At 67.3% G+C, this 25769-nt stretch carries 20 protein-coding genes; 13 read left to right on the top strand and 7 right to left on the bottom strand.

All coding sequences use genetic code 11. The features are described from left to right. Window positions 1-35 precede the first annotated feature (35 nt). On the bottom strand, window positions 36-461 hold the full coding sequence (locus OG587_RS16705) for an ATP-binding protein (RefSeq protein WP_329091309.1): 426 nt from the start codon (window positions 459-461) through the stop codon (window positions 36-38). A 234-nt stretch (window positions 462-695) separates the two neighbouring features. On the opposite strand from OG587_RS16705, the gene OG587_RS16710 reads away from it, so the two are divergent. The 6 genes from OG587_RS16710 (at window position 696) to OG587_RS16735 (ending at window position 6444) form a co-directional block, all read left to right on the top strand. After that, window positions 696-1709 (top strand): helix-turn-helix domain-containing protein, encoded by a 1014-nt coding sequence (locus OG587_RS16710; RefSeq protein WP_329091311.1) that lies wholly within the window; start codon window positions 696-698, stop codon window positions 1707-1709. Beyond that, on the top strand, window positions 1696-1902 hold the full coding sequence (locus OG587_RS16715; protein ID WP_329091314.1) for a DUF397 domain-containing protein: 207 nt from the start codon (window positions 1696-1698) through the stop codon (window positions 1900-1902). The genes OG587_RS16710 and OG587_RS16715 overlap by 14 nt, the downstream gene beginning before the upstream one ends. A 206-nt stretch (window positions 1903-2108) precedes the next feature. Continuing rightward, window positions 2109-2726, top strand: coding sequence for a radical SAM protein (locus tag OG587_RS16720; RefSeq protein ID WP_329091316.1), 618 nt, complete (start codon window positions 2109-2111; stop codon window positions 2724-2726). Between the two features lie 294 nt (window positions 2727-3020). Beyond that, window positions 3021-3872 carry an aminoglycoside phosphotransferase gene (locus OG587_RS16725; RefSeq protein WP_329091318.1) on the top strand — a complete coding sequence of 284 codons (852 nt, stop codon included), beginning with the start codon at window positions 3021-3023 and terminating at the stop codon, window positions 3870-3872. Window positions 3873-3875: 3 nt separating this feature from the next. Further along, complete coding sequence (locus tag OG587_RS16730; RefSeq protein WP_329091321.1) at window positions 3876-4616, top strand: AAA family ATPase; 741 nt, start codon at window positions 3876-3878, stop codon at window positions 4614-4616. 316 nt (window positions 4617-4932) lie between these two features. Continuing rightward, window positions 4933-6444, top strand: a complete 1512-nt coding sequence (locus OG587_RS16735) for an alpha/beta fold hydrolase (RefSeq protein WP_329091323.1) — start codon at window positions 4933-4935, stop codon at window positions 6442-6444. Window positions 6445-6595: 151 nt separating this feature from the next. Here the strand turns inward: OG587_RS16735 and OG587_RS16740 are convergent, their stop codons facing one another. The 3 genes from OG587_RS16740 to OG587_RS16750 are packed head-to-tail and all read right to left on the bottom strand — an operon-like array spanning window position 6596 to window position 8983. Next, window positions 6596-7267 carry a hypothetical protein gene (locus tag OG587_RS16740; RefSeq protein ID WP_329091325.1) on the bottom strand — a complete coding sequence of 224 codons (672 nt, stop codon included), beginning with the start codon at window positions 7265-7267 and terminating at the stop codon, window positions 6596-6598. Further along, complete coding sequence (locus OG587_RS16745; RefSeq protein WP_329091327.1) at window positions 7264-8007, bottom strand: ABC transporter ATP-binding protein; 744 nt, start codon at window positions 8005-8007, stop codon at window positions 7264-7266. Before OG587_RS16745 ends, OG587_RS16740 begins: the two co-directional genes overlap by 4 nt. 55 nt (window positions 8008-8062) lie before the next feature. Then, on the bottom strand, window positions 8063-8983 hold the full coding sequence (locus tag OG587_RS16750; protein ID WP_329091328.1) for a LysR family transcriptional regulator: 921 nt from the start codon (window positions 8981-8983) through the stop codon (window positions 8063-8065). A 146-nt stretch (window positions 8984-9129) separates the two neighbouring features. Between OG587_RS16750 and OG587_RS16755 the strand changes: the two genes are divergently transcribed. Then, window positions 9130-10386: an MFS transporter gene (locus OG587_RS16755; protein WP_329091330.1), complete on the top strand. Its 1257-nt coding sequence runs from the start codon at window positions 9130-9132 to the stop codon at window positions 10384-10386. Beyond that, complete coding sequence (locus OG587_RS16760; protein ID WP_329091332.1) at window positions 10383-10979, top strand: cysteine hydrolase family protein; 597 nt, start codon at window positions 10383-10385, stop codon at window positions 10977-10979. The genes OG587_RS16755 and OG587_RS16760 overlap by 4 nt, the downstream gene beginning before the upstream one ends. Before the next feature lie 199 nt (window positions 10980-11178). On the opposite strand, the gene OG587_RS16765 is transcribed toward OG587_RS16760, so the two are convergent. Beyond that, window positions 11179-14508, bottom strand: coding sequence for a galactose-binding domain-containing protein (locus tag OG587_RS16765; protein ID WP_329091334.1), 3330 nt, complete (start codon window positions 14506-14508; stop codon window positions 11179-11181). Window positions 14509-14556: 48 nt separating this feature from the next. Next, window positions 14557-16686, bottom strand: coding sequence for a ThuA domain-containing protein (locus tag OG587_RS16770; RefSeq protein ID WP_329091336.1), 2130 nt, complete (start codon window positions 16684-16686; stop codon window positions 14557-14559). A 622-nt stretch (window positions 16687-17308) separates the two neighbouring features. On the opposite strand from OG587_RS16770, the gene OG587_RS16775 reads away from it, so the two are divergent. Beyond that, window positions 17309-20065 carry a glycosyl hydrolase family 95 catalytic domain-containing protein gene (locus tag OG587_RS16775; RefSeq protein WP_329091337.1) on the top strand — a complete coding sequence of 919 codons (2757 nt, stop codon included), beginning with the start codon at window positions 17309-17311 and terminating at the stop codon, window positions 20063-20065. Between the two features lie 388 nt (window positions 20066-20453). After that, complete coding sequence (locus OG587_RS16780; protein WP_329091338.1) at window positions 20454-20996, top strand: DivIVA domain-containing protein; 543 nt, start codon at window positions 20454-20456, stop codon at window positions 20994-20996. Between the two features lie 200 nt (window positions 20997-21196). On the opposite strand, the gene OG587_RS16785 is transcribed toward OG587_RS16780, so the two are convergent. Then, a complete protein-coding gene (locus OG587_RS16785) occupies window positions 21197-21691 on the bottom strand; it encodes an Lrp/AsnC family transcriptional regulator (protein WP_329091340.1) in 495 nt (164 codons plus the stop codon). Between the two features lie 193 nt (window positions 21692-21884). Between OG587_RS16785 and OG587_RS16790 the strand changes: the two genes are divergently transcribed. The 3 genes from OG587_RS16790 to OG587_RS16800 are packed head-to-tail and all read left to right on the top strand — an operon-like array spanning window position 21885 to window position 25766. After that, complete coding sequence (locus OG587_RS16790; protein ID WP_329091342.1) at window positions 21885-23342, top strand: gamma-aminobutyraldehyde dehydrogenase; 1458 nt, start codon at window positions 21885-21887, stop codon at window positions 23340-23342. 26 nt (window positions 23343-23368) lie between these two features. After that, the gene (locus OG587_RS16795; protein ID WP_329091343.1) at window positions 23369-24514 is read left to right on the top strand and encodes an ABC transporter ATP-binding protein; all 1146 of its coding nucleotides are present in this window, start codon (window positions 23369-23371) and stop codon (window positions 24512-24514) included. 43 nt (window positions 24515-24557) lie between these two features. Beyond that, a complete protein-coding gene (locus OG587_RS16800) occupies window positions 24558-25766 on the top strand; it encodes a polyamine ABC transporter substrate-binding protein (protein ID WP_329091345.1) in 1209 nt (402 codons plus the stop codon). Window positions 25767-25769 lie beyond the last annotated feature (3 nt).

Genomic DNA, 25769 nt, shown 5'->3' on the forward strand with positions numbered 1-25769 from the left:
GTATCCTCCCGCCAGGGTCGATGTGGGCATCGGTGTCATGGCACACATGCGGTTACGGCGAGATCGGCCCACACCACGCGTCCGGTGGCGACCTCGTAGGAACCCCATTTCAGGGCCATCTCGTCGATCAGTTCCAGGCCGCGTCCTCCGTCGCTGTCGGCTTCCACCCGCCGGACCTGCGGAGCGCTGTCCGACGCGCCCTCGTCGACGACGGCCAGCCGCAGCACCGGGCCTTTCGCCCGGAGTTTCACCGTGACCAGGCCGCCTTGGCGCCTGCCGGAGTTGGAGTGGCGCACCGAGTTGGTCACCAGCTCGCTGACCACCAGCAGCACCATGTACTCGTCGCCCTCATCGTGCGTGAGTGCCCGCAGCCGCAGGGCCGCCTTGACGAACGCCCGCGCCAGCGGGACCGATATCAGGGCTCCAGGAAGGATGACCGCGCCGAGAAATCGTGACGTCATCGGCTCACCGCCTCCCGGATGAGCTGCGCGGCTTCCTCGCTCAAGGCTCGGACCCGCTGTTCTGGAACGGTCGCCGTTCGTGGCGTGTTCGGAACAGGCTTGGGGCTACCCATGGATCGCACCTCCGAGGGCGGTCAAGACCCGTCAAGCATGTGGGCAGCGGCTTGGCGGGTCACTTTTTAAATGGGGGAATTGCGCGAATTGCGCGCCTTCTTCCTATGCCTGATGGCGTAGATGAACGCCAAATCAGCTCATTTGCCTGCCAAATTCGGCAGGACCAGTCAGCTCCATGTCATGATGCACACGCTGAGGCGCAGATGCAACGGCGCACTAACAATTCGGCGGGAAAATCGCTACCCTGAGCGCGTGGCAGGACGTAGCAAGGCCCCGACATTGCGACTGAGACGCTTCGCCTCCCGGCTGCGTGAGCTGCGAGAGGCGGCGGGCTTGTCGCCCATGGAAGCAGCGGAGCTGACGGGACTCGATCGAGCAACGCTGTTCCGGATCGAGGGGGCGAAGGTCCGACCTCAAGGGCGGAGTCTTCGGGCGCTCCTCGATGCGTACAACGCTTCAGCGGAAGACCGTGCCGAGTTGTCCGCGCTCCTCAAGGCGGCAGCGGAACAGACATGGATCCAGACGGCGGCTTCCTTGCCGAGCCCGTACGCGACCTTTATCGGGTTTGAGTCTGAGGCTGAAGGGGTGCGCACCTACGAGATCTTGGCCGTGCCTGGCTTACTTCAGACCGAGAACTACGCGCGAGCCATAATCAGGGGAACCGCTCCTGATGTGTCGCGCGATGAAGTCGAAAGCCGAGTTGCCGCCCGGATGGACCGCCAGCGCCTCCTCGCTCGGACCGAGCCGAACCCGCTGAAGTTGTGGGCCGTGATAGATGAGTCGGCCTTGCTGCGGGAGGTCGGCGGTCGTCAGGTCATGTACGAGCAGATCGCCAAGTTGCGGGAGGCGGCCGACGAGCCCAATGTCACGCTCCAGGTGATTCCTCGGGGCGCTGGGGCTTACCCTGGCATGCACGGGGCGTTCGTACTCCTTGAATTCCCTGGTCAGGGCCATGATGTTGTCTATATCGAGAACAGTATCAACGACCTGTTTATGGAGAGCGCCGAGGACGTTGCGCGCCATATCATGCTGTTTGAGCATCTAAGGGCCGTAGCCGATGCCCCGGATGCGACACGGGCACTATTGGCCGTGGCCCAACAGAACTGGAAGGAGGACGGGCATGACGGATCTTGACCTGTCCAGGGCCGACTGGCGCACGAGCACGCGTAGTCAAGGAAGTGGCAACTGCGTAGAAGTTGCCACCAACCTCTCTGGCGTCGTGGTTATGCGGGACAGCAAGGACCGCTCCGGTCCAGTGCTGGCCTTCGCGTCCGACGAGTGGAGTGCTTTCACCAGCGGCGTACAGAGCGGGGATTTTGACTTCTAGTTAGTACGTGACCCCTTGGCCACGCTCTAACCGGAGCCCCCATCAGCTGCGTGGATGGGGGCTCCAACTTTTTCCACTGAAAGCATTTGCGACGTTGCATCCACGTCGTTGCGATGTCACCTTGAAGGCAAGCCAACCCCCTCACAGCAGGAGGCGCCTTGACAAGGTCGAACCTTCTCCGTTTCGCGTGGTGGGAGGTCACGGGCATGTGCCAGCTTGCCTGTGCTCACTGCTACGCCTCATCAGGACCAGACGGAACCCACGGCACCATGACCCTCGCCGACTGGCGACGTGTCATCACGCAGACGCGCGAGGTTGGCGCGACGATGGGGCAGTTCATCGGAGGTGAGCCGACCTTGTACCCCGGCCTGCCGGACCTCGTTCGTCACGCCCTCAGCACAGATTTGGAGGTTGAGATCTACACCAACCTCGTTCACGTCACCCCCGCGCTGTGGGAGACCTTCCGACTGCCTGGCGTTCGACTCGCCACCTCCTACTACTCAGACCAGCCCGGCGAGCACGAGGCGATCACCGGGCGGCCCACACTTAAGGTCACAACAAAGAACATCGCCCGCGCACAGGACCTCGGCATCCCGCTTCGCGCGGGAGTAATCGGTGTCAACGACGGTCAGCGCACCCAGCAGAGCATCGCCGTACTGGAACGTCTCGGCGTTTCCGAAATCGGCTACGACGATCTCCGGGAAGTCGGACGCGGCACCCGGCGAGATGGCCCTAGCGTCGCGCAGCTCTGCGGCAACTGCGGAGACCGACAGGTCGCGATCTCGCCCACGGGAGAAGTCTGGCCGTGCGTGTTCTCACGCTGACTTCCGGCAGGCAACGTTCAAGAGACGCCCCTCGCAGACATCCTCACCAGCGAGGCGTTCGCGCGGATCACCGGCGAGCTACGGGAAGCATTCGGCCGGCGTAAGCCATGCAACCCGGACCCGTGCAGCCCGGACTGTAGCCCGTCATGTAGACCGGCAAGTAACTGCCGCCCGTCCAACAACTGTGCGCCGAACTACTCATGCGGGCCATGCGCGCCGAAGGACCAGAACTGCAACCCTGTGATGAGCTGCAACCCCAACAAGTGCCGCCCCACGAACAGGTAAGGACCGAACGTGAGCAGCCAGCACCGCGACCCCGACTCCGGACAGCGCGCGTTCCTGCGCCGCATCCTCGCCGAGGGCGCGCACAGACTCGGCGTGTCAGTGGCCGGGGAAGCGGTGTTCGGCTGGCATGACCGCACCATCGGATCGACGGCTCTCAGGGACGCGGACACGTTCTGGCTACGCGCGACCGCCGAACATCGTGATTGGGCGCACGGCGAGGCGTGGACCGGCAATCAGGACGCCTCGGCGATCACCGACGTCCCCAAACCCGCAGTGACCGCCCGCGTGGAGTGGGACGAGCCACCGGTGTCCATGTACGCCGAACTGCTCACCTACGTACCAGACCCGCCATGCTCAACTACTCCCGAACTCACCGCGCCTCCCACCGTGCCCGCCGACTGGTGGACCGACCTCCGCGCCGCGATGGACGCGCTCGCCGTGTATCCCACCGAACGAGGTGATCACGACCCGTCCGCGCTGGTCCAACGAGTCGAAGCCTTCTACCGCCGGCCGCTTGACCTGCCCTCGACTCCGACCGTACGGACCGAGCACACCGATCTGCATTGGGCCAATCTGACGTACCCCCGCCTGTGGGTGCTGGACTGGGAGTACTGGGGTAACTCTCCCGCTGGCTACGGGGCGGCCGTGCTCTACCTGCACAGCCTCCTGGTTCCCGCGACCGCCGCCCAGGTTCACGGCCTGTTCGCCGACCTCCTCGACACCCCGACCGGTCGCCTGGCGCAACTGTCCGCCGCCGCGCACATTCTCGACCGCGCCGGCCGAAGCGGTGACTATCCAACCCTCGCCGCCCCGGTACGCGTCCACGCCGACCGGCTGATCCAACCCGCAGGAAGGCGATAGCACATGCTCCTCACCCGACTGAGCGCCCGCCGCCTCCCCGCAGGGTGGCCCGCCACCTTGCCGTCCGTCCGTCACCTCTCCGAACACGGCCTGGAGTTCACCGCCCCGGTGTCATTCCTGGTCGGAGAGAACGGCTCCGGGAAGTCGACCGTCATGGAAGCGATCGCCGACGTCTGCGGCGTCAATTCCGAAGGCGGCAAGGCAGGCACCCGATACGCCAGCACAGGACCCGCCACCCCACTCGGGGAGGTCGTGGACGCCGACCTCACCACTACCGGCCTTCGTCTTCTTCACGGCCCCCGTACCAAGCGCCGAGCGTTCTTCCTCCGCGCCGAAACTCTCTTCAACCTCGGACAGAATGTCTCCGGCCGGTACGGGTTCTGGGAAGAGGACCTCACCGAGCAATCCCACGGGGAGGGGTTCTTCACCGTTCTGGAACGCATGGTGACCGGGCCGGGGCTCTACCTCATGGACGAACCCGAGGCGGCCCTCTCGTTTCACTCATGCGTGCGCCTGGTCGGCCTCATGGCCCGCGTCGCAGACGAGGGCGGGCAGATCATTTGCTCCACCCACTCGCCGATCCTCACCAGCCTCCCCGGCGCACAGATCATCGAGCTCGGCGACCACGGCACCCGCATCACAGAGTGGGAAAACCTCCAACTAGTCGATCACTGGCGACGCTTCCTCGCCAAGCCGGACTTCTACCTGCGGTACGCCTTGGACACAGCCACCGACGCTGACTGATCAGATGCCGGCCGTCGCCCTCGCCGACGAGCGGCCCGTCGGTTTCGGAGCGCTCGTGAGAGGACCCGAGGCGGACTCGGCGGGTCCTGCTTCACCGGTCGTACGTCCGTGTGGCGGTGTCGTCGGCCACGTCGATGACGGGGTACGAACCCCATCGGATCGGATACCCATTTAGAGGAAATGCTGCCATTTTCTCCTGTTTCTGCCTTCGAATATGTGGTGATCGGCTAGCGTCGCGCGTTACGACAGAAGATCGACTAGAGACTGGAGCATTGTGCGAAGAAGAACCTCTTGGTTCGCCGTCCTCCTGGCGACGGTGACGGTTTTACCGGTCGGGATGGCCAGCGCGGACACCGAAGTCCTGAGGGCGCAAACCATCGCGTGGGCGCCTTGTGAGGAGGAGCCTGCCGCCGAGTGCGGCACGCTGAGCGTGCCCATCGACTGGTCGAAGCCGGGCGGGGCGAAGGTCGACATCGCCGTCGCGCGGCGGAAGGCCACGGATCCGGCCGCGCGGGTCGGTTCGCTGGTGATCAATCCCGGTGGTCCGGGCGGGTCGGGCGTGGAGGCCGTGTACGGCGCCCCCGGGTCCTACACCGAGGAACTGCAGCGACGGTTCGACATCGTCGGGTTCGACCCTCGGGGCGTGGGGCGCAGCAACCCGGTGATCTGCTCGGCGTCGGTGTACAACCGGATGCCGCACACCGTCATGAAAAGCCAGGCCGACTTCGACGCCTGGAACGCGTTCACCAAGAAGCTGCACGCCGACTGCCGCGCTCGTACCGGTCCGCTGTACGACCACGTCGATTCCGCCGACGTCGCCCGTGACCTGGACGCGCTGCGCGCCGCCCTGGGTGAGGAGAAGCTCACCTATTACGGGATCTCGTACGGCACGCTGATCGGCCAGATGTACGCCGAGCTGTTCCCCGGCCGCGTCCGGGCCCTCGGGCTCGACAGCAACATGGACCACAGCCTCGGCGTCGCGGGCTTCCTGGCCACCGAGGCGATCGCCATCGAGGACGCGTTCGACGAGTTCGTCGGCTGGTGCGAGCAGGACACCAGCTGCGTCCTGTACGGGCGTGACATCCGTGGGATCTGGAAGGGCCTGCGGGAGAAGGCGCGGCGCGGTGAGCTGAAGTACCCGAGCACGGGCCAGACGATGACCGAGTTGCAGGTCATCTACAACGCCGCGCTGGGCACCGAGGGACCGGCCTGGAACATTCTGAGCCAGGTGATCAACTGGTTGGACGGCGGCCCGGAGCCGGAGTGGGTGCCCCCGCTGTCCGGCCGGCAGCCCGTGGAGGGTGATGTCGCGCATCTGCCGACCGCGGTTCTCTGCCAGGACTACAACCTCCAGGTGCGTAACTACTCGGAGTACGCCGCACTCATGCGTGTCTCCAGCGGGCTCGCACCCGACACGGGGTACCACCCGTACCCGATCGACGATCTGCCGATCTGCATGAACTACCCGACCACCAACGCGCCGCACGCACTGCGATACACGGGCGACGCCCCGCTGCTGCTCGGGAACTCCCTGCACGATCCGGCCACCCCGTGGATATGGTCCGCCAACGCGGCCCGTCAGCTCGGGTCCAAGGCGGTGTTGCTCACATACGAGGGCTGGGGACACCGCATCTACGGCAAGGACAAGTGCCAGACGGACATCTTCGACGAGTACCTGATCTCGCTGAAGGTGCCGCCGCGCGGCACGCGCTGCGCCGTGGGCACGCCCGAGGAGAGCGTGCTCAAGCAGCAGACGCCGTCGCGGACGTGGCCGACCGGCCCGAACCACTGGGCGGCCGGTCCGGTCGCGGCCTCGCCCGCCTTCTAACCCCGGAGGCGGGTCTCCGCCCGGATGCTCATCCGGGTGAGATTTGTATGGCTGTCAAGTGAGTGGGTGTCGTTGAACCACGGCGAGTCCGGTGGTTCAACGACACCCATGCCTGTGTAACTCGGGCCGGTAACGGGCCTCGAAATCCCGTTCAGGGGTTCAGGCGGCGGATGCGCGTGTACAGGATGACGGCTGCGGCGGTCCAGAAGAGGGTGGCGGCGGAGATGGGGAGGAGGACGGTGTCGAGCAGGCCGTCGTTGGCGGCGCGCATCCAGGGCATGATCGGCACCGAGAGGCGGCCCACGGGGGTGAGGCTGATCAGCAGCAGGGCGAGATAGCCGCCGAAGAGGGCGAGCATCGAGACGGCGGGGGAGGCCAGGATCGGGCGGCTGGTCAGGGCGCCCAGGGCCGTTCCCGCGCTCACGCCGAGCACGTGCAGCGCGATGCCGAGCGTCAGGTCGGCGGAGGTGGGCATGGCCGCGAAGCCGTGGATCAGCGGGAGCCCGATCGCGATCGCCGCCATGCCGAGGTTGACGGCCAGCGCGGCGAGCAGCCCGGCTCCGATCTCGCGGCCGGGCCGTCCAGCGGCCGTCATGGAGATCAGCCGCTGCGTCGGGGGCTCGGTGTCGAGCAGCCCTCGGGCGGCCCAGGCGAAGATGAGGATCAGCAACCCGGCCGAGTCGGCGTACGCGGACAGCTCCTTGCCGGGCGGGGTCAGCGTGGAGTAGAAGATGATCAGCATCGCGAAGAGCCCGATCATCGGCTGGAGCAGCCGGTGCGACCGGGCGTAGGCGGCGAGCTTGAAGCGTACGAGGTGGATCATGAGGACCGCCTGGTGAGGTAGCCGTCGGCGCGGAGCTTCTGTTCCACCTCGTCGGCGTCGTCCGCGTCCACGATCACCTCGATGACCACCTGCGGGGACGATTCTTCCGAGGAGGTGTCGCGCGGGGAAGAGGCGCGGGTGCCGGTGGTGACGTTGCCGTCCACGACGAGCCAGTGGTCGGCGCCGGGGAAGTCCTGGAGTTGCTTCTGGTGGTCGCTGACCGCGACCGTTCCGCCACGTGCGGCGATCTCTTCGATGATCACGGGGAGTTCGGTGCGGGTCTGCTCGTCGAGCCCGGCGAAGGGTTCGTCCAGAATGAGCAGGTCCGGTGGGGCCAGCAGTGACTGGATGAGTCCCACCTTCTGCGCGCTGCCCTTGGACAGGTCGCCGAGTGGCTGCTCCAGCAGGTGGGTCGCGTTCAGCCGTTCCGCCAGGTTCCCGGCGGCGGAGGTGGAGGAGATGCCCCGGATCCTGGCCATGTGGGCGAGGTAGGCGGCGACGGTGAACGGCTGGTCCACGGGGAACACGTCGGGGGCGTAGCCGACGACGCCGGGCCGATCGGAGATCGAGCCTCGGGACGGGGGGACGAAGCCCGCGAGCAACCGCAGCAGCGTCGATTTTCCCGCGCCGTTGCGGCCGGTGACCTCGATGACGGAACCGGGACGGAGCGTGAGCTCGACATCCCGCAGGACCCAGGGGCCGCGCCGCGAGTATCGGAAGGACACTGTGGAGAGCCGCATAAGCCGCAACCATACCGTGATCATCCGCTTTGCCGTCACCTGTCGCGGCGGCGTTTCAGTGCGGAAGCACCCAGCCCGGCGCCCAGGTCCCGGCGGCGTCGTGGCCGGCCGCTGTCGCGGCGAGGTGGGCACGGAGGGTGGCCAGCGCCGGGTGGGGGTTGTCGCGGCGCCACAGGAGCGAGTGCGGGTAGACGGGCGTCGGGCCGGTCACCGGGATGCGGCGCAGGCCGTGGCCGGCGGGCCAGACCAGGCGGGTCTGCCCGCCCATGAAAGTGGCCAGGGCCGGGGTGTCGGCGATGGTGTCGAGGAGCGCGTCGGAGCCGAAGTTGGGGCCGGTCGCCTCGATGGTGAGGCCGAACTCGGCGACGAGATCGTCGTAGTAGGCGGCCCACTCGGTACCGGGGACGATGCCGGGCATCCAGATCCGGTGCCCGGCGAGCTGGGCGACGGTCACCGACCGGGCGCCGGCCAGCGCGTGGGCGGGACCGGTGAGGAGCTGGAGCGTTTCGTCGAGCACCCGGGCAGACTCGATGTCCTCGGGAAGGGGCCGGCCAGGCACGGCGACGGCGCGGAAGGACGCGTCGATCGCACCGGACCGGATGGCGGCGAGGGCCGCCTCGATATCGAACAGCATCACCACGTCGAGCTCGATCTCGGGGTGCGCGCGGTGGAAGCCGCGCATCAGGCCCGACGCCGCGCTGCGCGAGGCGATCACGTCGACGCGCAGCGGACGGCTGCCGGGGAGCACGGACGCGACCGCGCGCTCGGCGACGCGCAGCAGCTCGCGCGCGTGGGGCAGGAACGCCTGCCCGTCGATGGTGAGCCGGGCCCCGCGCGCGGTGCGGGTGAACAGCCGCACGGCGAGGTTCTTCTCCAGCCCGGCGATGCGCTTGGAGACGGCCTGCTGAGTGATCGACAGATCCGCGGCGGCGTCCTGGAACTGGCCGGTGTCCACGACGGCGACGAACGTTCGCACAGTATCTAGATCCACACCAACCGACCTTAGTGTACAACTCACAGTTGTGCGTCTTCGGTCAGCTGGTTGTTTGACCTGCCTACTTGCTGCGCGTTTTGATCTCTCAATCAACGGATGGTTGTTTTCTGGAGATGGCGGGGTGCGCGTTGGGAAGGTCGCTGGGGCGGCGGTTCGGGTGGTTCTGGGCCGCGTACGCGGTCAGCACGTTCGGCACACGGCTCGCGTTCGACGCGTTCGCCCTGATCGCGATTCTCGCCCTGGACGCGGGGCCCGCCGAGGTGTCGGTTCTGGCCGCCGCGGGACTCGCGGTCGGGGCGGTGGTCGCGGTGCCGCTCGGGCCGTGGATGGAGTTTCGGCGCAAACGGCCGGTGATGATCGCGATGGACCTGATCCGGTTCGCGGCGCTGATGAGTGTTCCCGCCGCCTACGTGCTCGGCCGGCTGAGTTTCACTCAGCTCCTGGTCGTGGCGGTCGTTGTCGGTGCGGCCGACATCGCCTTCACCGCCGCGAGCGGAGCATGTCTGAAGGCGCTCGTCCGGCCCGAGGACCTGCTCGTCGCGAACGGGCGGTTCGAGGCCACGACCTGGACCGCCACCGCGCTCGGGCCGCCGCTCGGTACCGCCGCGATCGGGCTGCTGGGCCCGGTGGCGAGCGTGGTGGCCAACGCGGTCAGTTTCCTGCTCTCGGCCGTGGGGATCCGCGCCATCGGCGGGCGGGAGCCACGTCCCGCGCGAACCGCCACACCATCCCGGCCTGGAGCCGGCGACCTGCTGGAGGGATGGCGGTACATCCTCGCCAGCCCGGCGCTGCGCCCGTTGTTCTTCAACACCGTCCTGGTCAGCGGCCTGATCATGGCAGTCTCACCGTTGCTCGCCGTCCTCATGCTCGGCGACCTCGGATTCGCGCCCTGGCAGTACGGCCTCGCCTTCGGCGTCCCCTGCGTCGGCGGCCTCATCGGCTCGCGACTGGCCCGCCCGCTCCTCGCACGGTACGGACAGCACAAGGTCATGCTCACCGTCGGAACGCTGCGCGCGTGCTGGCCACTCGGATTGGCCTTCATCCACCCCGGCCCCACCGGGCTCTTCCTCGTCATCGCCGTCGAATTCGGGCTGATCACCTGTATGGGCGTGTTCAACCCGGTGTTCGCCACCTACCGGCTCGAACAGCTCCCGTCGGACCGGATCGCCCGCACCCTGTCCGCCTGGTCGATCACCAGTAAAACCACCATCGCGGCCATGACCGGACTGTGGGGCCTGCTGGCCGGCCTCACCGGCCCTCGCACCGCGATCGCGATCGCCGGTCTCCTCCTTCTGGCGACCCCGCTCCTTCTCCCTCGACACGACCGCACACCACAACACAAGAACGCCGACCAGGCGCCACTGGAAAGGCGAACACTCGCATGAGCGCCACCCCCGTACTCGACCCCGCGCACACCACCCTGCTCGTCATGGACTATCAGCCCGCGATCCTCGCGCTGCTCCCCGAAAGCGACAGTGAAGCCCTGCTGGGACGCATGGAAAAGGTAATCGCCGACGTTCGCGCCAGGGGCGGCACCGTCGCCTATGTCCGGGTCGGCTTCACCGAGGCCGACTGGGCCGCGATCCCGCCCACCAACAGGTCTTTCGCACCGATCGCGCAGCACCGTCTCATGCACCACGCGGACCTTGACACCGCTGTTCACGAACGTCTCGCTCCCCAGGACGGAGACATCATCGTGCGTAAGATCCGTTACGGAGGCCTGTCCACCACCGACCTCGATCAGCGGCTGCGCGAACAGGGCGTCACCACTCTGATCATCGCGGGCATCAGTACCAGCGGCGTCGTCCTGTCCACCGTCCTCGACGCGGCCGACCGCGACTACCGGCTCTACGTCCTGGCCGACGGCGTCGCCGACCCCGACCCCGAAGCGCACGACGTCCTGCTCCATCGGGTCTTCCCCTCACGGGCACACATCCTCGAAACCGCCGAGTTGCACACCCTCCTGCGGGCTGACTGACGTCGGCGAGCCGGGAAAACGACGCACTGCGCGCGGCCGACCTCGTACATCGGCCCGGGGACGGAGACGGCAACGGAGACCCCGCGTTGAGGCGAGGTCTCCGTTAGCGTTGAGACTGTTCGGTGTTATGTGCTGTTCGGCTTCGCGGCCACGAGGTCAGCTGCCTTCAGACATCGAAGTTCCGGCCGCGTTCACGGGGTCAGCTGCCGTAGACGTCGAAGTCCCACAGCGAGTAGCCGTAGGCGGGCAGTGAGCGCTGGGTGCCGTAGACCCGCACGTAGCGGCCGTTGCCGCTGACGGTGAGGTCGTCCACACCTCCGTCGCTCGTGGTGGTGGAGTAGACGTTGGTCCAGGTGGTGTTGTTGGTGGAGGTCTGGACCTGGTAGGCCCTGCCGTAGGCGGCCTCCCAGTTCAGCCGGACGCGGTTGACGGTGCGGTTGGCGCCCAGGTCGACCGTGATCCACTGGGGGTCGCTGTAGAGGCTGCTCCAGCGGGTGGCGGGGTCGCCGTCCACGGCCAAGGCCCCGACTCGCCCGTTGCCCTCCTCGACGCTGCTGGTCGTGACCGGCTTGCCGATGGACAGCAGTGACGGGTTCGAGGTGGCCGGGGTGCCGTAGACGCTGAGGTCCCACAGCGAGTAGCCGTAGGCGGGCAGGGCGCGCTGGGTGCCGTAGACCCGCACGTAGCGGCCGGTCCCGCTGACGGTGAGGTCGTCGACTCCGCCGTCAGAAGTGGTGGTGGAGTAGACGTTGGTCCAGGTGGTGTTGTTGGGCGAGGTCTGGACCTGGTAGGCCCTGCCGAAGGACGCCTCCCAGTTCAGCCGGACCCGGTTGAGGTTGTAGCTCGCGCCCAGGTCGACGGTGATCCACTGCGGGTCGGCGTAGAGGCTGCTCCAGCGGGTGGCGGAGTTGCCGTCCACCGCGTTCGCCCCGACGTGCGCGCTGCCGGTCTCCACGCTGGAGGTCGTGACCGGCTTGCCCTGCGCGATGTCGCCGCCCGGGTTGGGGTTGCCGGGCGGGGTGCTGGCCCCGGCACCGGTGAAGGTGTAGCTGTCCAGGTCGAACAGGGCGTTGGTGCCGGTGTTGGTCCCGGTGAAGACGAGATACAGGTCGTGGGTGTTGTCGTCGGGCTTGGTGACGGGGGCGGTCACCTCGGCGTAGTTGTCCCAGCCGCCGGTGCTGCCGACCGTGACGCGGGCGACCTCGGGGCCGGTGGGCGAGTCGAAGCGGAACGACAGGACGCCGCCCGCGTTGGCGGAGGAGACGCGAGCCTTCACGCCGGTGATGCCCTTGAGACTGACGGCGTGGTGCTTGACCCACTCGCCGCTCTGGATGTCACCGAGCCGCTTGGCGCCTTCCGCGGCGGCCTGGTCGACGACCCTGGGGCCGTTGAGCTGCGCGTAGTGCTCGGCCTGCCACTGCTTGGGCCAGAGCGTGATCTCCTTCTCGCCGGTGAGCGGGACGCTGCCGGTCGCGCCGCGGTCGGTGTAGCTGCTGCGGATCACGAAGAACTGCACGGCGTCGAGCCCGGCGTGGATGGGACCGGTGTTCACGGTGAAGCCGCAGCCGGTGCCCTGGCCCTCCTCGTGGGCGTGTTCCTGGTGGCCGAGCGCGGCGCGGATGACGACGTTGGCGCAGGGGGGCGTGCCGTCCTGCGCGTCGGTCGCGGTCGCGGTCGAGACCAGGTCGTCACCCCAGCTGTACATACCTCCGGCGGGGAGGCCGTTCAGCGTCACCGTGGGCCGGTTGTTGCCCACCACGATGGGGATCACGACGGTTCCGGTGCGATTGCCCGGGTCCCTGACGGTGAGCCTGGCCCGCTTGTCGCCGTTGGTCGTGTAGGTGTACGAGGGGTTGGCGGCGGTGGAGTCGACGGTGCCGTTGTCGTCGAAGTCCCAGGCGTAGGTGAGCGCGTCACCGTCGGGGTCGGAGGTTCCGACGCTGGAGAAGGTGACCGCCAGCGGGGCGAGCCCGTTGTCCCTGTTGACTGTGGCCTGGGCGATCGGCGACCGGCCGCCCTGCACGTGGTTGATCTTGTAGAGGCCGGCGTCGGCGGCGCCGGAGAAGTAGCCGCTGCCGTACTCCAGCAGGTAGAGCGAGCCGTCGGGGCCGAACTCCATGTCGATGGGGTGCACGAGGTTCATTCCCGCGAGCACCGGCTCGATGATGGTCGGCGTCCCCGTGGTCGGGTTGCCGTTGTTGAACTGGACCTCCTTGATCCAGTTACGGCAGTACTCGGAGATCAGCAGCTTGTTGTCGTAGTAGGCGGGCCACTTCACGTCCGAGACGAGGTTCGGGTCGTAGTGGTAGACCTCGGCGTGGTTGGGGGAGCCGCAGCCGCCGGGGTTGTCCAGGGCGGGCCACTCCTTGCTGCCGCCGTGCTGCTCCCAGACCAGCGAAGGCTTGGTGGGGGGAAGCTGCTGCAGGCCGGTGTTGCGCGGCGAGTTGTTCACCGGGCCGGTCGTGCCGCCGCAGGGGAACCAGCCGCGGGGGGCGTTGGCCGCGAAGTCCCAGTCGTTGTAGGCGACGTTGGGTCCGCCGCAGTAGGGCCAGCCGTAGTTGCCGGGGCCGGTGGCGCGGTTGAACTCGTCGTAGGCGGCGGGGCCGCGGTTGGCGAGGGTCGCGTTCGCGTCGGGGCCGACCTCACCCCAGTGCAGGGTGTTGTTCGACTTCTTGTCGACCCAGATCCGGTACGGGTTGCGGGTGCCCATGATGTAGATCTCGGGCCTGGTCTGCGCGGTGCCCGGCGCGAAGAGGTTGCCCGCGGGGATCGTGTAGGTGCCGTTGTTCTCCGGGTGGATCCGGTTGATCTTGCCGCGCAGGTCGTTGGTGTTGCCGGAGGTGCGCTGCGCGTCGTACTGCGGGTTGCGGCTGGTGCGCTCGTCGATCGGGGCCATGCCCGCCGAGTCGCCGCCGGAGTTGGTGTTGTCGCCGACGGCGAAGTACAGGTTGTTGTTGGTGTCCCAGCTCATCGAGCCGGCCGAGTGGCAGCACAGCTCACGCTCGGTGGGCCACTCGATGATCATGTCCTCGCTGCCCGGGTCGAGGACGTTGGTGGTGGTGTTGAAGGTGAACCGGGAGATCCGGTTCACCAGCGGCGTCACCTTGGGCGAGTAGAAGAGGTACACCCAGCGGTTGGTGGCGAACTGCGGGTGGAGGGTGATGCCGATGAGCCCGTCCTCGAAGCGCGCGTCCAGCTGGACGGTGAGCGCGACGGTCGTGGCCTTGGTCGTGGGGTTGTACAGGCGGACCTGGCCGCCGCCGGAGGTGGTGCCCCGGTTGATGTAGAGGACCTTGCCGTCGGGCAGGACGGAGAGCTCGATGGGCTCGCCCATCGACAGCCCGCCGTCCAGCTTGACCTTCTCGAAGGCGCTGGTCGGCGGGGGAGCGAAAGCGGCGGCGGCGCCCGACGTGGAGGTGGTGGCGGTGGTCGACGCCGCGGCGGTGGTGCCGGTGGCTCCCGTCGCAGCGGTGGCGAGAGCGAGAACGAGAACGCCTAAGGCCGTACGAAGGCGCGTGAAACCTAACACGAAGGTCTCCTGGGGGGTGAAAAGGCAGATGCGTGCGGGGAGGGTCTGTCAGGTGCCGTAGACGTCGAAGTCCCACAGCGAGTAGCCGTAGGCGGGCAGGGCGCGCTGGGTGCCGTAGACGCGGACGTAACGTCCGGTCCCGGTGACGGTGAGGTCGTCGACGCCGCCGTCGCTCGTGGTGGTGGAGTGGACGTTGGTCCAGGTGGTGTTGTTGGTGGAGGTCTGGACCTGGTACGCCCTGCCGTAGGCGGCCTCCCAGTTCAGCCGGACCCGGTTGATGGATCGGGTGGTGCCCAGGTCAACCGTGATCCACTGCGGGTCGGCGTAGGCGCTGCTCCAGCGGGTGGCGGGGTTGCCGTCCACCGCGTTCGTCCCGACGTGCGCGCTGCCGGTCTCCACACTGCTGGTCGTGACCGGCTTGCCGGTGGACAGCAGCGTGGGCGTGGGCGTCGAGGTGGCGGGGGTGCCGTAGACGTTGAGGTCCCACAGGGAGTAGCCGTAGGCGGGTAGCGAACGCTGGGTGCCGTAGACGCGGACGTAGCGTCCGGTCCCGGTGAGGGTGAGGTCGTCGACGCCGCCGTCCGAGGTGGTGGTGGAGTAGACGTTGGTCCAGGTGGTGTTGTTGGTGGAGGTCTGGACCTGGTACGCCCTGCCGTAGGCGGCCTCCCAGTTCAGCCGGACCCGGTTGAGGTTGTAGTTCGCGCCCAGGTCGACGCTGATCCACTGCGGGTCGGCGTAGGCGCTGCCCCAGCGGGTGGCGGGGTTGCCGTCCACCGCGTTCGCCGCGACGTGCGCGCTGCCGGCCTCCACGCTGGAGGTCGTGACCGGCTTGCCCTGCGCCAGGTCGCTGGTCGGCGGGTTGGTCGGGCCGTCCTGCTTGATGCGGATGTTGCGGTAGTTGATGTCCAGGCCCGCGCCGTCGTTCTGGATGCCGATGTAGCCGTTGGCGATGTTCCGGGTGCTCGTGTAGTCGTTGATCTTGGTGCCGTTGAGGTAGATCTCGACGCGCTGCCCGTGTACCGCGATCTCGTAGGTGTTCCAGGAGCCGGGCGGGTTGAGCGCCGCGGCGCGTGCGGCGGTGTCGGGCGCCTTGAAGCTGTAGACGCTGCCCGTGGTGCGGCTGGGGTCGGCGTCGGTGGCGTCGATCTGGATCTCGTGTCCCAGGTCGACCGGCTGCCACGGGTCGTTACCCGGGTCGGGGAAGCCGATGAAGACGCCGCCGTTGTCGTCGCCCGGCATCATCCAGTCGAGCTTGAGCGAGTAGTTGGAGAAGGTCGAGACGGGGTACCAGAGCAGGCCCATGCCGCCGACGGAGGACAGCGTGCCGTTGGCGAGGGTGAAGCTGCCGGCACCGGCCTGCCGCCAGCGGTTCAGGCTGGCCTGCGTGCCGTCGAACAGCGACGTGTAGCCGGTCTCGGGACGGCAGTCGGCGGCCTTGGCCTTCGCGGCGACCTGGATGCCGCCGAGCAGCGACGCGGTGAAGTTGGGGTCGGTGTAGGACTCGTCGGTGTGACCGAGGCCGGTGTACCAGGCCCGTCCGCCCTGGTAATCCTGGCACCAGGTGATCGGGTGGTCGGCGCCCATGCCGCCGCCGCTGTAGGACGACTCGTCCAGGTTGGCCAGCACCTTGACGGCGTTGCGCGGGTTGGTGCGGTAGTTGTACCACTCGTCGGTGCGGGTCCAGGTGGGCGCGAGGTGCGAGGTGGACGGGTTCGCCCGGTCCTCGACGCGGATCGTCGCCTGCTGGGTGGCGGGGTGGGAGGCGAAGTACGCCCCGACCAGGCCGTTGTACCAGGGCCAGTCGTACTCGGTGTCGGCCGCGGCGTGGACGCCGACGTATCCGCCGCCACTCGCGATGTACGACTGGAACGCGGTCTGCTGCGTGGCGTTGAGCACGTCGCCGGTGGTCGACAGCCAGATGACCGCCTGGTACTGGGCGAGGTTGGCGGTGGTGAAGGCCCCCGCGTCCTCGGTCGCGGTGACGGTGAAGCCGTTGGCCGCGCCGAGCTGCTGGATGGCGGTGATCCCGACGGGGATGGAGGAATGCCGGAAGCCGGCGGTCTTGGAGAAGATGAGGACCTTGGTCAGGGGGGCCGCCGAGGCGGTACCGGGTATCAGCGCGATGGCTCCGGTAATCATGACGGCCAGCGCGAGGAGAACTCGCGGGATCCGGCGCATACGCCTACTCCTAGGGGGTAGAGGAGCGCGCCGCCGCACCTGGTGACAACCTTTCGGCGGAGATGTCGATACATACGCCGCCGTACGACAAAAGATTCGCACGAACCGGCGAAAGCGTCAATGCGTCAGGGGTGTTACGCGCGATCCGCTCTCGATGATCTTGATACATCGGATGTATTTATTTGCGGCGGGCTGTAATTTCCGGCGGGAATGGACAAAATATGGCCTGGTCAGCGACTTACTGTGATCGGAAGGCTAATTTTTCCCGTCCAAAGGGAATATTTCCTATCTTGACGCGCGCAGACGTCCGATGTTAACTACGGCTGACAGATCCGATCTACCGAGTGTGAAGCAGGCCCTGCCTGTGACCACAGGTGTCCCGGTGACGGATCTGTACCTACGGGGAAGTTAGGGAGCCGCCGCCGGTCGCCGATTGCCGGCGGCGGCTCCCTAACTCCCCGGCGTGCTCCCTCTGCATCACGTCACCCATCCACCGCATCCGTCACGCCGAAGCGACCCGCCCTCCCCAGGCGGAGGCGCCGGCCACGTGGGTGGATGAGTCGCGCGCTTGGTCAAGGCGGGGCGGCGTGGCCGCCGTCCCCGGTGGCGATTAAGGAAGATCATGTCGAGAAAACCAGTACGCCTCTTACTCATGTGGTTCCTCGTGACATGCCTGGCCTCGGTCGGCATGGCCGTGCCGGCATGGGCGGCACCGGGTGACACGGCCTTCGACCAGGCGACCGGGGCTCTGAAGGTCGACTACGGGTCGTACCTGTCGAAGCACGACATCGTCTACAACCGCCCCAACACCAACCCGATTCAGGGGCTCACCGTCGGCAACGGCCGCACCGGGGCGATGGCCTGGAACCAGAACGGCCTGACGATGCAGGTGTCGGGGGTGGACCTGTCGCAGCAGTCGACCTACGCGGCGGGCCTGGCGAACCTCAGCACCACCCCGGCCATGGACACCGGGTACACGAACTTCCAGCAGCGGTTGTCGCTGTACGACGGGACGCTGACCACCAAGTACGACTCCAACCGGACCGTGACCGTGATGGGGTCGCCGAACTCCGAGGTCATGGGCATCCACGTCGAGGACACCCGGGGCGGCGTCTCCAACGTGGCCTTCGACCTCAGCATGTGGGACCCGGCCACCGTCCAGAACATCGCGGACGTGCCCGACCTGAACACCTGGCGGACGATCTCCACCTTCTCCGACGCCAACGTGGCCGGTTTCAGCCGGGGCCAGACCGACGCAGGAGGCTTCGGCTACACCATGGCCGCCACCGTCGAGGGCGCGAACTTCACCACCCAGGTCGTGAACGGCAGGAACGTGCGGCTGAACATCACGCCCACCTCCAGCTACACCATCTGGTTCACCGCCGCGAGCCGGATCAACGCCCCCAACCGCGACTCGGTCGCGCAGGCCCGCAGTCAGCTCGCCTCGGTCAAGAGCACCGGCTACACCAACACGTTCAACAACTACCGCAACTGGTGGCACGCGTTCTGGGCCAAGTCGTTCGTCCAGTACTCCAACTCCAACCGCGACGCGGACTACCTGGAGAACGTCTACTACCTCAGCACGTACATGATCGCCGCGGGCAGCTACGGCAACTACCCGCTGCACTTCATCAACGGTGTCTTCCGCGCCACGCAGGACAACTCCAAGTGGAGCAACGCCTACTGGTACTGGAACCAGCGAGACGTCTACAACTCGTTCTTCGCCTCCAACCACACCGAACTGATGAACAACTTCAACCGGCTCTACAGCCGTAACTACAACGGGCTGAAGTCGTACACACAGACGCGGTACGGGATCGACGCGCTGTGGGTGCCCGAGACCATGGGCTGGGACGGCAACGCGCGCGGCACGATCAACAGCGACTACACCAAGAACATCCTGACGACCGGCTACCAGGCCGCGTACAACATGTACCTGCAGTACCGCTACACCAACGACGCGAACTACCTGCGGGACGTGGCGTACCCGTACATGCGGGAGACCGCGAAGCTCTACAAGGGCCTGCTGTCCTTCGACGGGCCGACCGGCAAGTACTACATGGCCAACTCCAACTCGCACGAGACGTACTGGAACGTCCGCAACGCGATCACCGACCTGGCCGCGGTGCGCAGCATCTTCCCGCTCACGATCCAGGTCAGCCAGCAGCTCGGCCTCGACGCCGGCCTGCGCGGAGACTGGCAGAACATCCTGAACAACCTGACCGCCTACAGCGTGGTCAACAACGCCTACCAGCCGCACCAGCCGCCGATCTCGCAGTCGAGGAACAACGAGAACGTCGCCTCCGAGCTGATCTGGCCGTACAACATCACCGGTATCGGCTACCCCGACTACCAGACCGCGGTGAACACCTGGAACCAGCGGCCGTTCCCCTACGGCAACGTCTGGTCCAACGACGCGGTCCAGGCGGCCCGTCTCGGCCTCGGTGACCAGGCGTACCAGGGCATGAAGACGATGCTGCAGAAGTACCAGAACCACCCCAACGGCATGACGACCAACACCAACGGTGTCTTCGAGTATCTCGGCGTGCACCTGTCGGCGCTGAACGAGTCGCTCATGCAGAGCTACAACGACAAGATCAGGGTGTTCCCCGCGGTGCCGGGCGACTCCTCCTTCGTCGGCAAGTTCACCCTCCTGGCCAAGGACGGCTTCCTCGTCAGCTCCGAGCGCGAGGCCGGGGAGATCAAGTACGTCGGGCTCAGGAGCCAGCACGGCAAGCAGGCCACGGTGGTCAACCCCTGGGGCACCCAGCAGATCCGGGTGCGCCGCGCCTCCGACAACGCCATCCTGACCACCGTCTCCACCGGTGAGGTCTCCTTCGCCACCGCCGCCAACACCGTGTACGTCGTGGAGCGGACCGCCAAGCCGCTGAGCGGCTACGCCTCGACGACGCTGACCGGCTCCGCCAACCAGGGCGTCAAGGCCCTGAGCGGCACCGCCTCCACCCTGGGCCTGCCGGGGGGCACGAGCAACGGGACGATCAGCCTGCGCTCCAAGGCGAACGGCCTCTACGTCACCGCCTCCACCAGCTCGCCGCTGATCGCGAACGGGACGTCCATCGGGACGGCGCAGCAGTTCGACAGGGTCAACCAGAGCGGCGGCACCATCGCGCTGCGCGCGAGGGTCAACAACAAGTTCGTGGCCGCGGAGGGCGCCGGAGCCCAGCCGCTGATCGCCAACCGCGACAGCGCCGGTCCCTGGGAGACCTTCCAGCTCATCACCAACCCGGACGGCTCGGTCAGTCTCAGGGCCCAGGTCAACGGCAAGCTCGTGTGCGCCAAGGCCGCCGGAGCAGAGCCGCTGATCGCCGACCGCGACGCGGTCGGTCCCTGGGAGAGCTTCGACCTGATAAATAACTAAATAAGTAGATTTCATGGAAACCGAGTTCGGTGGGTCACCCGACCCGCCGGGCTCGGTTTCCGCCTTTCCCGCAGGTTGCCCGCCGGGCCCGTTTTCCATCGTCCCCGCTGGTCAGCCCTCTTCCGGGCTCCCTTTTCGCCATTCACGCCGGCCATCCAACCTGTCACGCCCACGTGTCGTCGATCCCACGGGATTTCCGGCCCCCCGATACCGGGGCCGTTTCCGCGGGTCTCGGCGCCCACGGGAACCCCCGGATCCACACCCGCCCCTGACCGCTCGCTTTTCCCCGGTGGCCCCCTCCAGAATGGATACAACGGGTAAAAGACCAATCGGGGAGAGGCGAAAGGACGCGGGTTTGAACCGCTTTCCACGGGTTCTCGGGGTTCGTATGGGATATGACACGGACCAGGTGGATCTGCTGATCCGCCGGATCGAGGGCACCCTCGGCAGGGGCACCCCGGAGGGGGAGCCGGTCACCGCGGACGAGATCCGCGGAGCTCGTTTCCGCACCAGGCTCGGCGGCTACCACGAGATCGCCGTCGACTTCGCGCTGGAGGCCTTCATCGTGGCGATCGAGACCCGGCCCGCCGGGACGGACGGGCGCCCGGTCGTCCCCGCCCGCCGCGCCGCGCCCGAAGAGCCGGAGCCGGGGGAACCGGGGGAGGGGTGGGAGGATCACGCCGCCCGGGTCGAGCGGGCCGCCTTCAGGCCCGGACGTCTCGGCATGGGTTACAACGAGGACGAGGTGGACGCCTTCCTCGACCGGATCGTGGCCACCCTGCGCGGCACCACCGACACGCCCCTCACCCCCGGCGACGTGCGCGAGGCCAGGTTCAGCACGGTGATGCTGCGGCCGGGGTACGCGATCGGCGAGGTCGACGAGTTCCTCGCCGAGATGGCGGGCGTCCTGGAGACCCACCCCGGCCGGTGAGGATGTCCGTCACGGCCCGCCCGGCCTGCCACGACCTGTCGCGGTCCGTCACGACCTGCCACGACCTGTCGCGGTCTGCCACGGCCTCTCGCGGCCCGTGCGCGACGCGTCTCTTGTGGTCGGGGCACGACGAGGCGGGCTGTCACGACAGGTGTCTCTCGCGGTCCGTCACGACGCGGCGAAAGGTGCGCGGGGAACCGTCAGCGGGTACCCCAGGAGTAGGTCTGCTTGTGAAGCTTGAGATAGACGAAGGTCTCGGTGGCGCGGACGGTCGGGATGGCCCGGATCTTGCCGAGGATCTCCAGAAGGTGCTGGTCGCTCTCACAGACGACCTCGACCATGATGTCGAGCGACCCGGCGGTCAGCACGACGTAGTCGATCTCCCTGATGGCCGACAGCTCGTCGGCCACCGTCTCCAGGTCACCCTCGCACTTGATGCCGATCATGGCCTGGCGGGGAAATCCCAAGGTCAGCGGGTCGGTCACCGCGACGATCTGCATGACCCCCGCGTCGAGCAGGCGCTGGACCCGCTGGCGCACGGCGGCCTCGGAGAGTCCCACGGCCTTGCCGATGGCGGCGTACGGCTTGCGCCCGTCCGTCTGCAGTTGCTCGATGATCTGCTTGGAGATCTCGTCGAGGACGACGGGGCCGGGCCTGGCGTCGTTTTCGCGGCGAACCTTGGGCGGCGTCGTCATGGGCGCTCCCTGGCGTCATGTTGCGGGGCTGTTGCCGTCATGTTGCGGCTCGGATGCGACATGCTGTCAGTTCCGAGGCTTCTGTCAAGCGATTTCGTAGCAATTTGGTATCTTAACAACGAAATCCCTTGTCGTAGGGCTCTAGCTCTGTAAGAGTCGCGACAACTCAGCCCCGATCCATAGGAGGCCGACGGTGACCACCCCGGTTGAGACCAGCGAACTTCCCCGCCTGCGGAATTACATCGGCGGCGAACTCGTGGAGACCAGGAGCGACCGGTTTTCCGACGTCATCGATCCGTGCACCGGTGAGATCTACCTTAAGGCCCCCGTGTCGGGCCCCGAGGACGTCGACGCGGCCTACGCCGCCGCCGCTGCCGCGTTCGAGTCGTGGAGCCAGGCCACCCCGGGCGAGCGCGCCAACCTTCTCCTCAAGGTGGCCGACGCGATCGACGCGCGGGCCGGCGAGCTGAACGAGGCGGAGTGCCGCAACACCGGCAAGCCGCGCGCCCGGATGGCCGAGGACGAGACCCCGATCGCCGCCGACCACTTCCGCTTCTTCGCGGGGGCCGCGCGCACCCTGGAGGGCCCGACGTCGGGCGAGTTCCTCGCCGACCACACCTCCGTCATCAGGCACGAGCCGATCGGCGTGGTGGGCCAGGTCACCCCCTGGAACTACCCGATGATGATGGCGGTCTGGAAGATCGCCCCGGCGCTCGCCGCCGGCAACACCGTCGTGCTCAAGCCCTCGGACACCACCCCCGTCTCCACGGTGAAGCTGGCCGAGATCCTCGGCGAGGTCCTGCCGAAGGGCGTCTTCAACGTCGTCGTCGGCGACCGGGAGACCGGCGCGCTGGTCGTCGGCCACCCGACCGCGTCGATGGTCGCGATCACCGGTTCGGTCGGCGCGGGAATGGCCGTGGCCAGGAGCGCGGCCGAGGACCTCAAGCGGGTCCACCTGGAGCTGGGCGGCAAGGCGCCCGTCGTCGTGTTCGACGACGTCAGGGATCTGAAGGCGGCCGCGGAGTCCATCGCCACCGCGGGCCTGTACAACGCCGGGCAGGACTGCACCGCGGCCTGTCGCGTGCTGGTCCACGAGGACGTCCACGACGAGTTCGTGGCCGCGCTCACCGAGGCGGCGGCGAGCACCGTGACCGGTGACCTCTCCGACGAGGAGGCCCTGTACGGCCCGCTCAACAACGCCGACCAGCTGGCCCGCGTCACCGGCTTCATCGACCGGGTCCCCGGCCACGCCAAGGTCCTGACCGGCGGGAACCGGATCGGCGACCAGGGCTACTTCTTCGCCCCCACCATCGTCGACGGCCTCAGGCAGGACGACGAGATGGTGCAGAACGAGGTGTTCGGGCCGGTCATCACCGTCCAGACCTTCTCCGACGAGGCCGACGCGGTCGCCAAGGCCAACGGCGTCAGGTACGGCCTCTCCGGCTCGGTGTGGACCTCCGACCACGGCCGGGCGATGCGGGTGTCGAACCGTCTCGACTTCGGCGTGGTGTGGGTCAACACCCACATCCCGTTCGTCTCGGAGATGCCGCACGGAGGCTTCAAGCACTCCGGCTACGGCAAGGACCTGTCCGTTTTCGGGCTGCACGACTACCTGCGTGTCAAGCACGTCATGCACTACATCGGTGAATAGCCACGAACAAGAGGGATAAGCCTGGCATGACCGAAATCCAGGCGGGCACGGAGACGGCCGACGCCGTCTCCCACTCGCCCCACGTGCCCGCAATCGAACTCGACGGGGTCGTCAAAGAGTATGTCTCCCACGGCGAGGTCGTCCAGGCGGTCAAGGGTGTCACCCTGTCGATCGCCGAGGGGGAGTTCTTCTCCCTCCTCGGCCCCTCGGGGTGTGGCAAGACCACCACCATGCGCATGATCGCCGGGTTCGAGGATCCCTCGCGCGGCAACGTACGGCTGCACGGCCAGGACGTCACCGACGTCCCGCCCAACAGGCGCGACGTCAACATGGTCTTCCAGTCGTACGCCCTCTTCCCGCACATGAACGTCTGGGAGAACGTCGCGTTCGGACTGCGGCGCAAGAAGGTCGCCGACGCGGAGATCAAGCGCAGGGTCGGCGAGATCCTGGAGATCGTCGACCTCACCGGGCGCGAGAAACGCCGCCCCCGAGAGATGTCCGGAGGCCAGCAGCAGCGGGTCGCCCTCGCCCGCGCCCTGGTCAACAACCCCCGCGCGCTCCTGCTGGACGAGCCTCTCGGCGCCCTCGACCTCAAGCTCCGCCAGGCCATGCAGATCGAGCTCAAGCGCATCCAGCGCGAGGTCGGCATCACCTTCGTGTACGTCACTCACGACCAGAGCGAGGCGCTCACGATGAGTGACCGCATCGCCGTCATGAACGACGGCATGGTCGAGCAGCTCGGCACCCCCAGAGAGATCTACGAGCGGCCCGCGACCGCTTTCGTGGCCGGGTTCATCGGCACGTCCAACCTGCTCAGCGGCACCGTCGACCGTTTCCAGTCCGGCTTCGCGGTGCTTAAGCTGGGTGACGACGACCACGTCCTCGCCGAGGGCGAATCGTTCCGGGCCGGGGAGCCGATCGCGATCACGGTGCGCCCGGAGAAGATCAGGATTACCACGGAGAAGCCCACCGGGGACCTCAGCGTCGTGCGAGGCACGGTCTCAGAGGTGGTCTATCTGGGCCTCTACACCAGCTACACGGTCTGCCTGGCCCACGGCGCAGAGGTGACCGTCTTCCAGCAGAACGCACTCGACAGCACGAGCACGGCGGAGCGTGACGACGCCGTCTGGCTGTCGTGGTTGCCGCACCACTCGTACGCGATCGGAAGTTGAGCCCGAAATGGACCCCCGCACGAACCCCGCCTTTCTGCGAGGCATGACGCAGAGCCGCTCCGTCACCCGCCGTGACGCCCTCCGCCTCGGCGGTCTGTCGGCCGCCGGTCTCGCCCTCGCGGCCTGCGGCGTGCAGGGCAAGAAGGTGGCGGCGGTCCCCCCGAGGGACGCCGTCGCCGAGTACTGGGGCTCCAAGAAGAAGAACGGCACGCTGCGCTTCGCCAACTGGCCGCTCTACATCGACAAGGACGGCAAGCGGTATCCCTCGCTGGAGCTGTTCACCGGCGACACCGGCATCCAGGTGGCCTACCAGGAGGCCATCCAGGACAACAGCACGTTCTTCGGCAAGGTCCAGCCGCTGCTCGCCGCCAGCAACGACATCGGCTACGACCTGATGGTCCTGACCAACGGCCTCCAGCTGAGCAAGGCCATCGCACTGGGCTACCTCGTCCCCCTCGACCACTCCAAGCTGCCGAACTTCGCGGCCAACGCCAGCTCCGCGGTGAAGAACCCCACCTGGGACCCCAACAACGCCCACACGATCCCGTGGACGGTCGGCGTGACCGGCATCGCCTACAACCCCAAGTACGTGGACGAGGTCAAGAGCATCCAGGACCTCTGGAACCCCAAGTACAAGGGCAAGGTCGGCATGATGCTCGACACCCAGGAGGTCGCCAACTTCGGGATGTTCGCCCTGGGCATCGACCCCGACAAGTCCACCGAGGCCGACTGGAAGAAGGCCGGGGAGAAGCTCAAGGCGCAGCGCGACGCGGGTCTCGTGCGCAAGTACTACGAGAACGACTACGTCGACGCCCTCGCCAGGGGCGACATCTGGATCACCATGGCCTGGTCGGGCGACATCTTCCAGCAGATCGCCGAGGGCAAGGACCTGAGGTTCGTGGTGCCCGACGAGGGCGGCACGATCTGGACCGACAACATGTGCATCCCGAAGACCGCGCAGAACCCGGTCGACGCGCTCACCCTGATGGACTACGTCTACCAGCCCAAGATCGCCACGATGCTGGTCGAGTACATCAACTTCATCACGCCGGTCTCCTCCGCCAAGGACCTCGTCCTCGCCGACGCCGCCAAGGCCAAGGGCGACGAGAAGAAGGCACTGGAGCAGATCGCCGAGAGTCCGCTGATCTTCCCCTCGGAGGCGGACATGGCCAAGCTGCGGTCGTACAAGACGCTGAACTCCGCGGAGGAGAAGGTCTTCGAGGACATCTTCCAGCCCATCACGCAGGGCTAGGCG

The sequence above is a fragment of the Streptosporangium sp. NBC_01469 genome (assembly GCF_036227305.1).
GTDB lineage: Bacteria > Actinomycetota > Actinomycetes > Streptosporangiales > Streptosporangiaceae > Streptosporangium.

Excerpts from the sequence above, each read along its gene's own strand:
- OG587_RS16705 (WP_329091309.1), bottom strand. The coding sequence starts at position 461 with ATGACGTCACGATTTCTCGGCGCGGTCATCCTTCCTGGAGCCCTGATA.
- OG587_RS16710 (WP_329091311.1), top strand. The coding sequence starts at position 696 with ATGAACGCCAAATCAGCTCATTTGCCTGCCAAATTCGGCAGGACCAGT.
- OG587_RS16715 (WP_329091314.1), top strand. The coding sequence starts at position 1,696 with ATGACGGATCTTGACCTGTCCAGGGCCGACTGGCGCACGAGCACGCGT.
- OG587_RS16720 (WP_329091316.1), top strand. The coding sequence starts at position 2,109 with ATGTGCCAGCTTGCCTGTGCTCACTGCTACGCCTCATCAGGACCAGAC.
- OG587_RS16730 (WP_329091321.1), top strand. The coding sequence starts at position 3,876 with ATGCTCCTCACCCGACTGAGCGCCCGCCGCCTCCCCGCAGGGTGGCCC.
- OG587_RS16740 (WP_329091325.1), bottom strand. The coding sequence starts at position 7,267 with ATGATCCACCTCGTACGCTTCAAGCTCGCCGCCTACGCCCGGTCGCAC.
- OG587_RS16745 (WP_329091327.1), bottom strand. The coding sequence starts at position 8,007 with ATGCGGCTCTCCACAGTGTCCTTCCGATACTCGCGGCGCGGCCCCTGG.
- OG587_RS16760 (WP_329091332.1), top strand. The coding sequence starts at position 10,383 with ATGAGCGCCACCCCCGTACTCGACCCCGCGCACACCACCCTGCTCGTC.
- OG587_RS16770 (WP_329091336.1), bottom strand. The coding sequence starts at position 16,686 with ATGCGCCGGATCCCGCGAGTTCTCCTCGCGCTGGCCGTCATGATTACC.
- OG587_RS16775 (WP_329091337.1), top strand. The coding sequence starts at position 17,309 with ATGTCGAGAAAACCAGTACGCCTCTTACTCATGTGGTTCCTCGTGACA.
- OG587_RS16780 (WP_329091338.1), top strand. The coding sequence starts at position 20,454 with ATGGGATATGACACGGACCAGGTGGATCTGCTGATCCGCCGGATCGAG.
- OG587_RS16785 (WP_329091340.1), bottom strand. The coding sequence starts at position 21,691 with ATGACGACGCCGCCCAAGGTTCGCCGCGAAAACGACGCCAGGCCCGGC.
- OG587_RS16795 (WP_329091343.1), top strand. The coding sequence starts at position 23,369 with ATGACCGAAATCCAGGCGGGCACGGAGACGGCCGACGCCGTCTCCCAC.
- OG587_RS16800 (WP_329091345.1), top strand. The coding sequence starts at position 24,558 with ATGACGCAGAGCCGCTCCGTCACCCGCCGTGACGCCCTCCGCCTCGGC.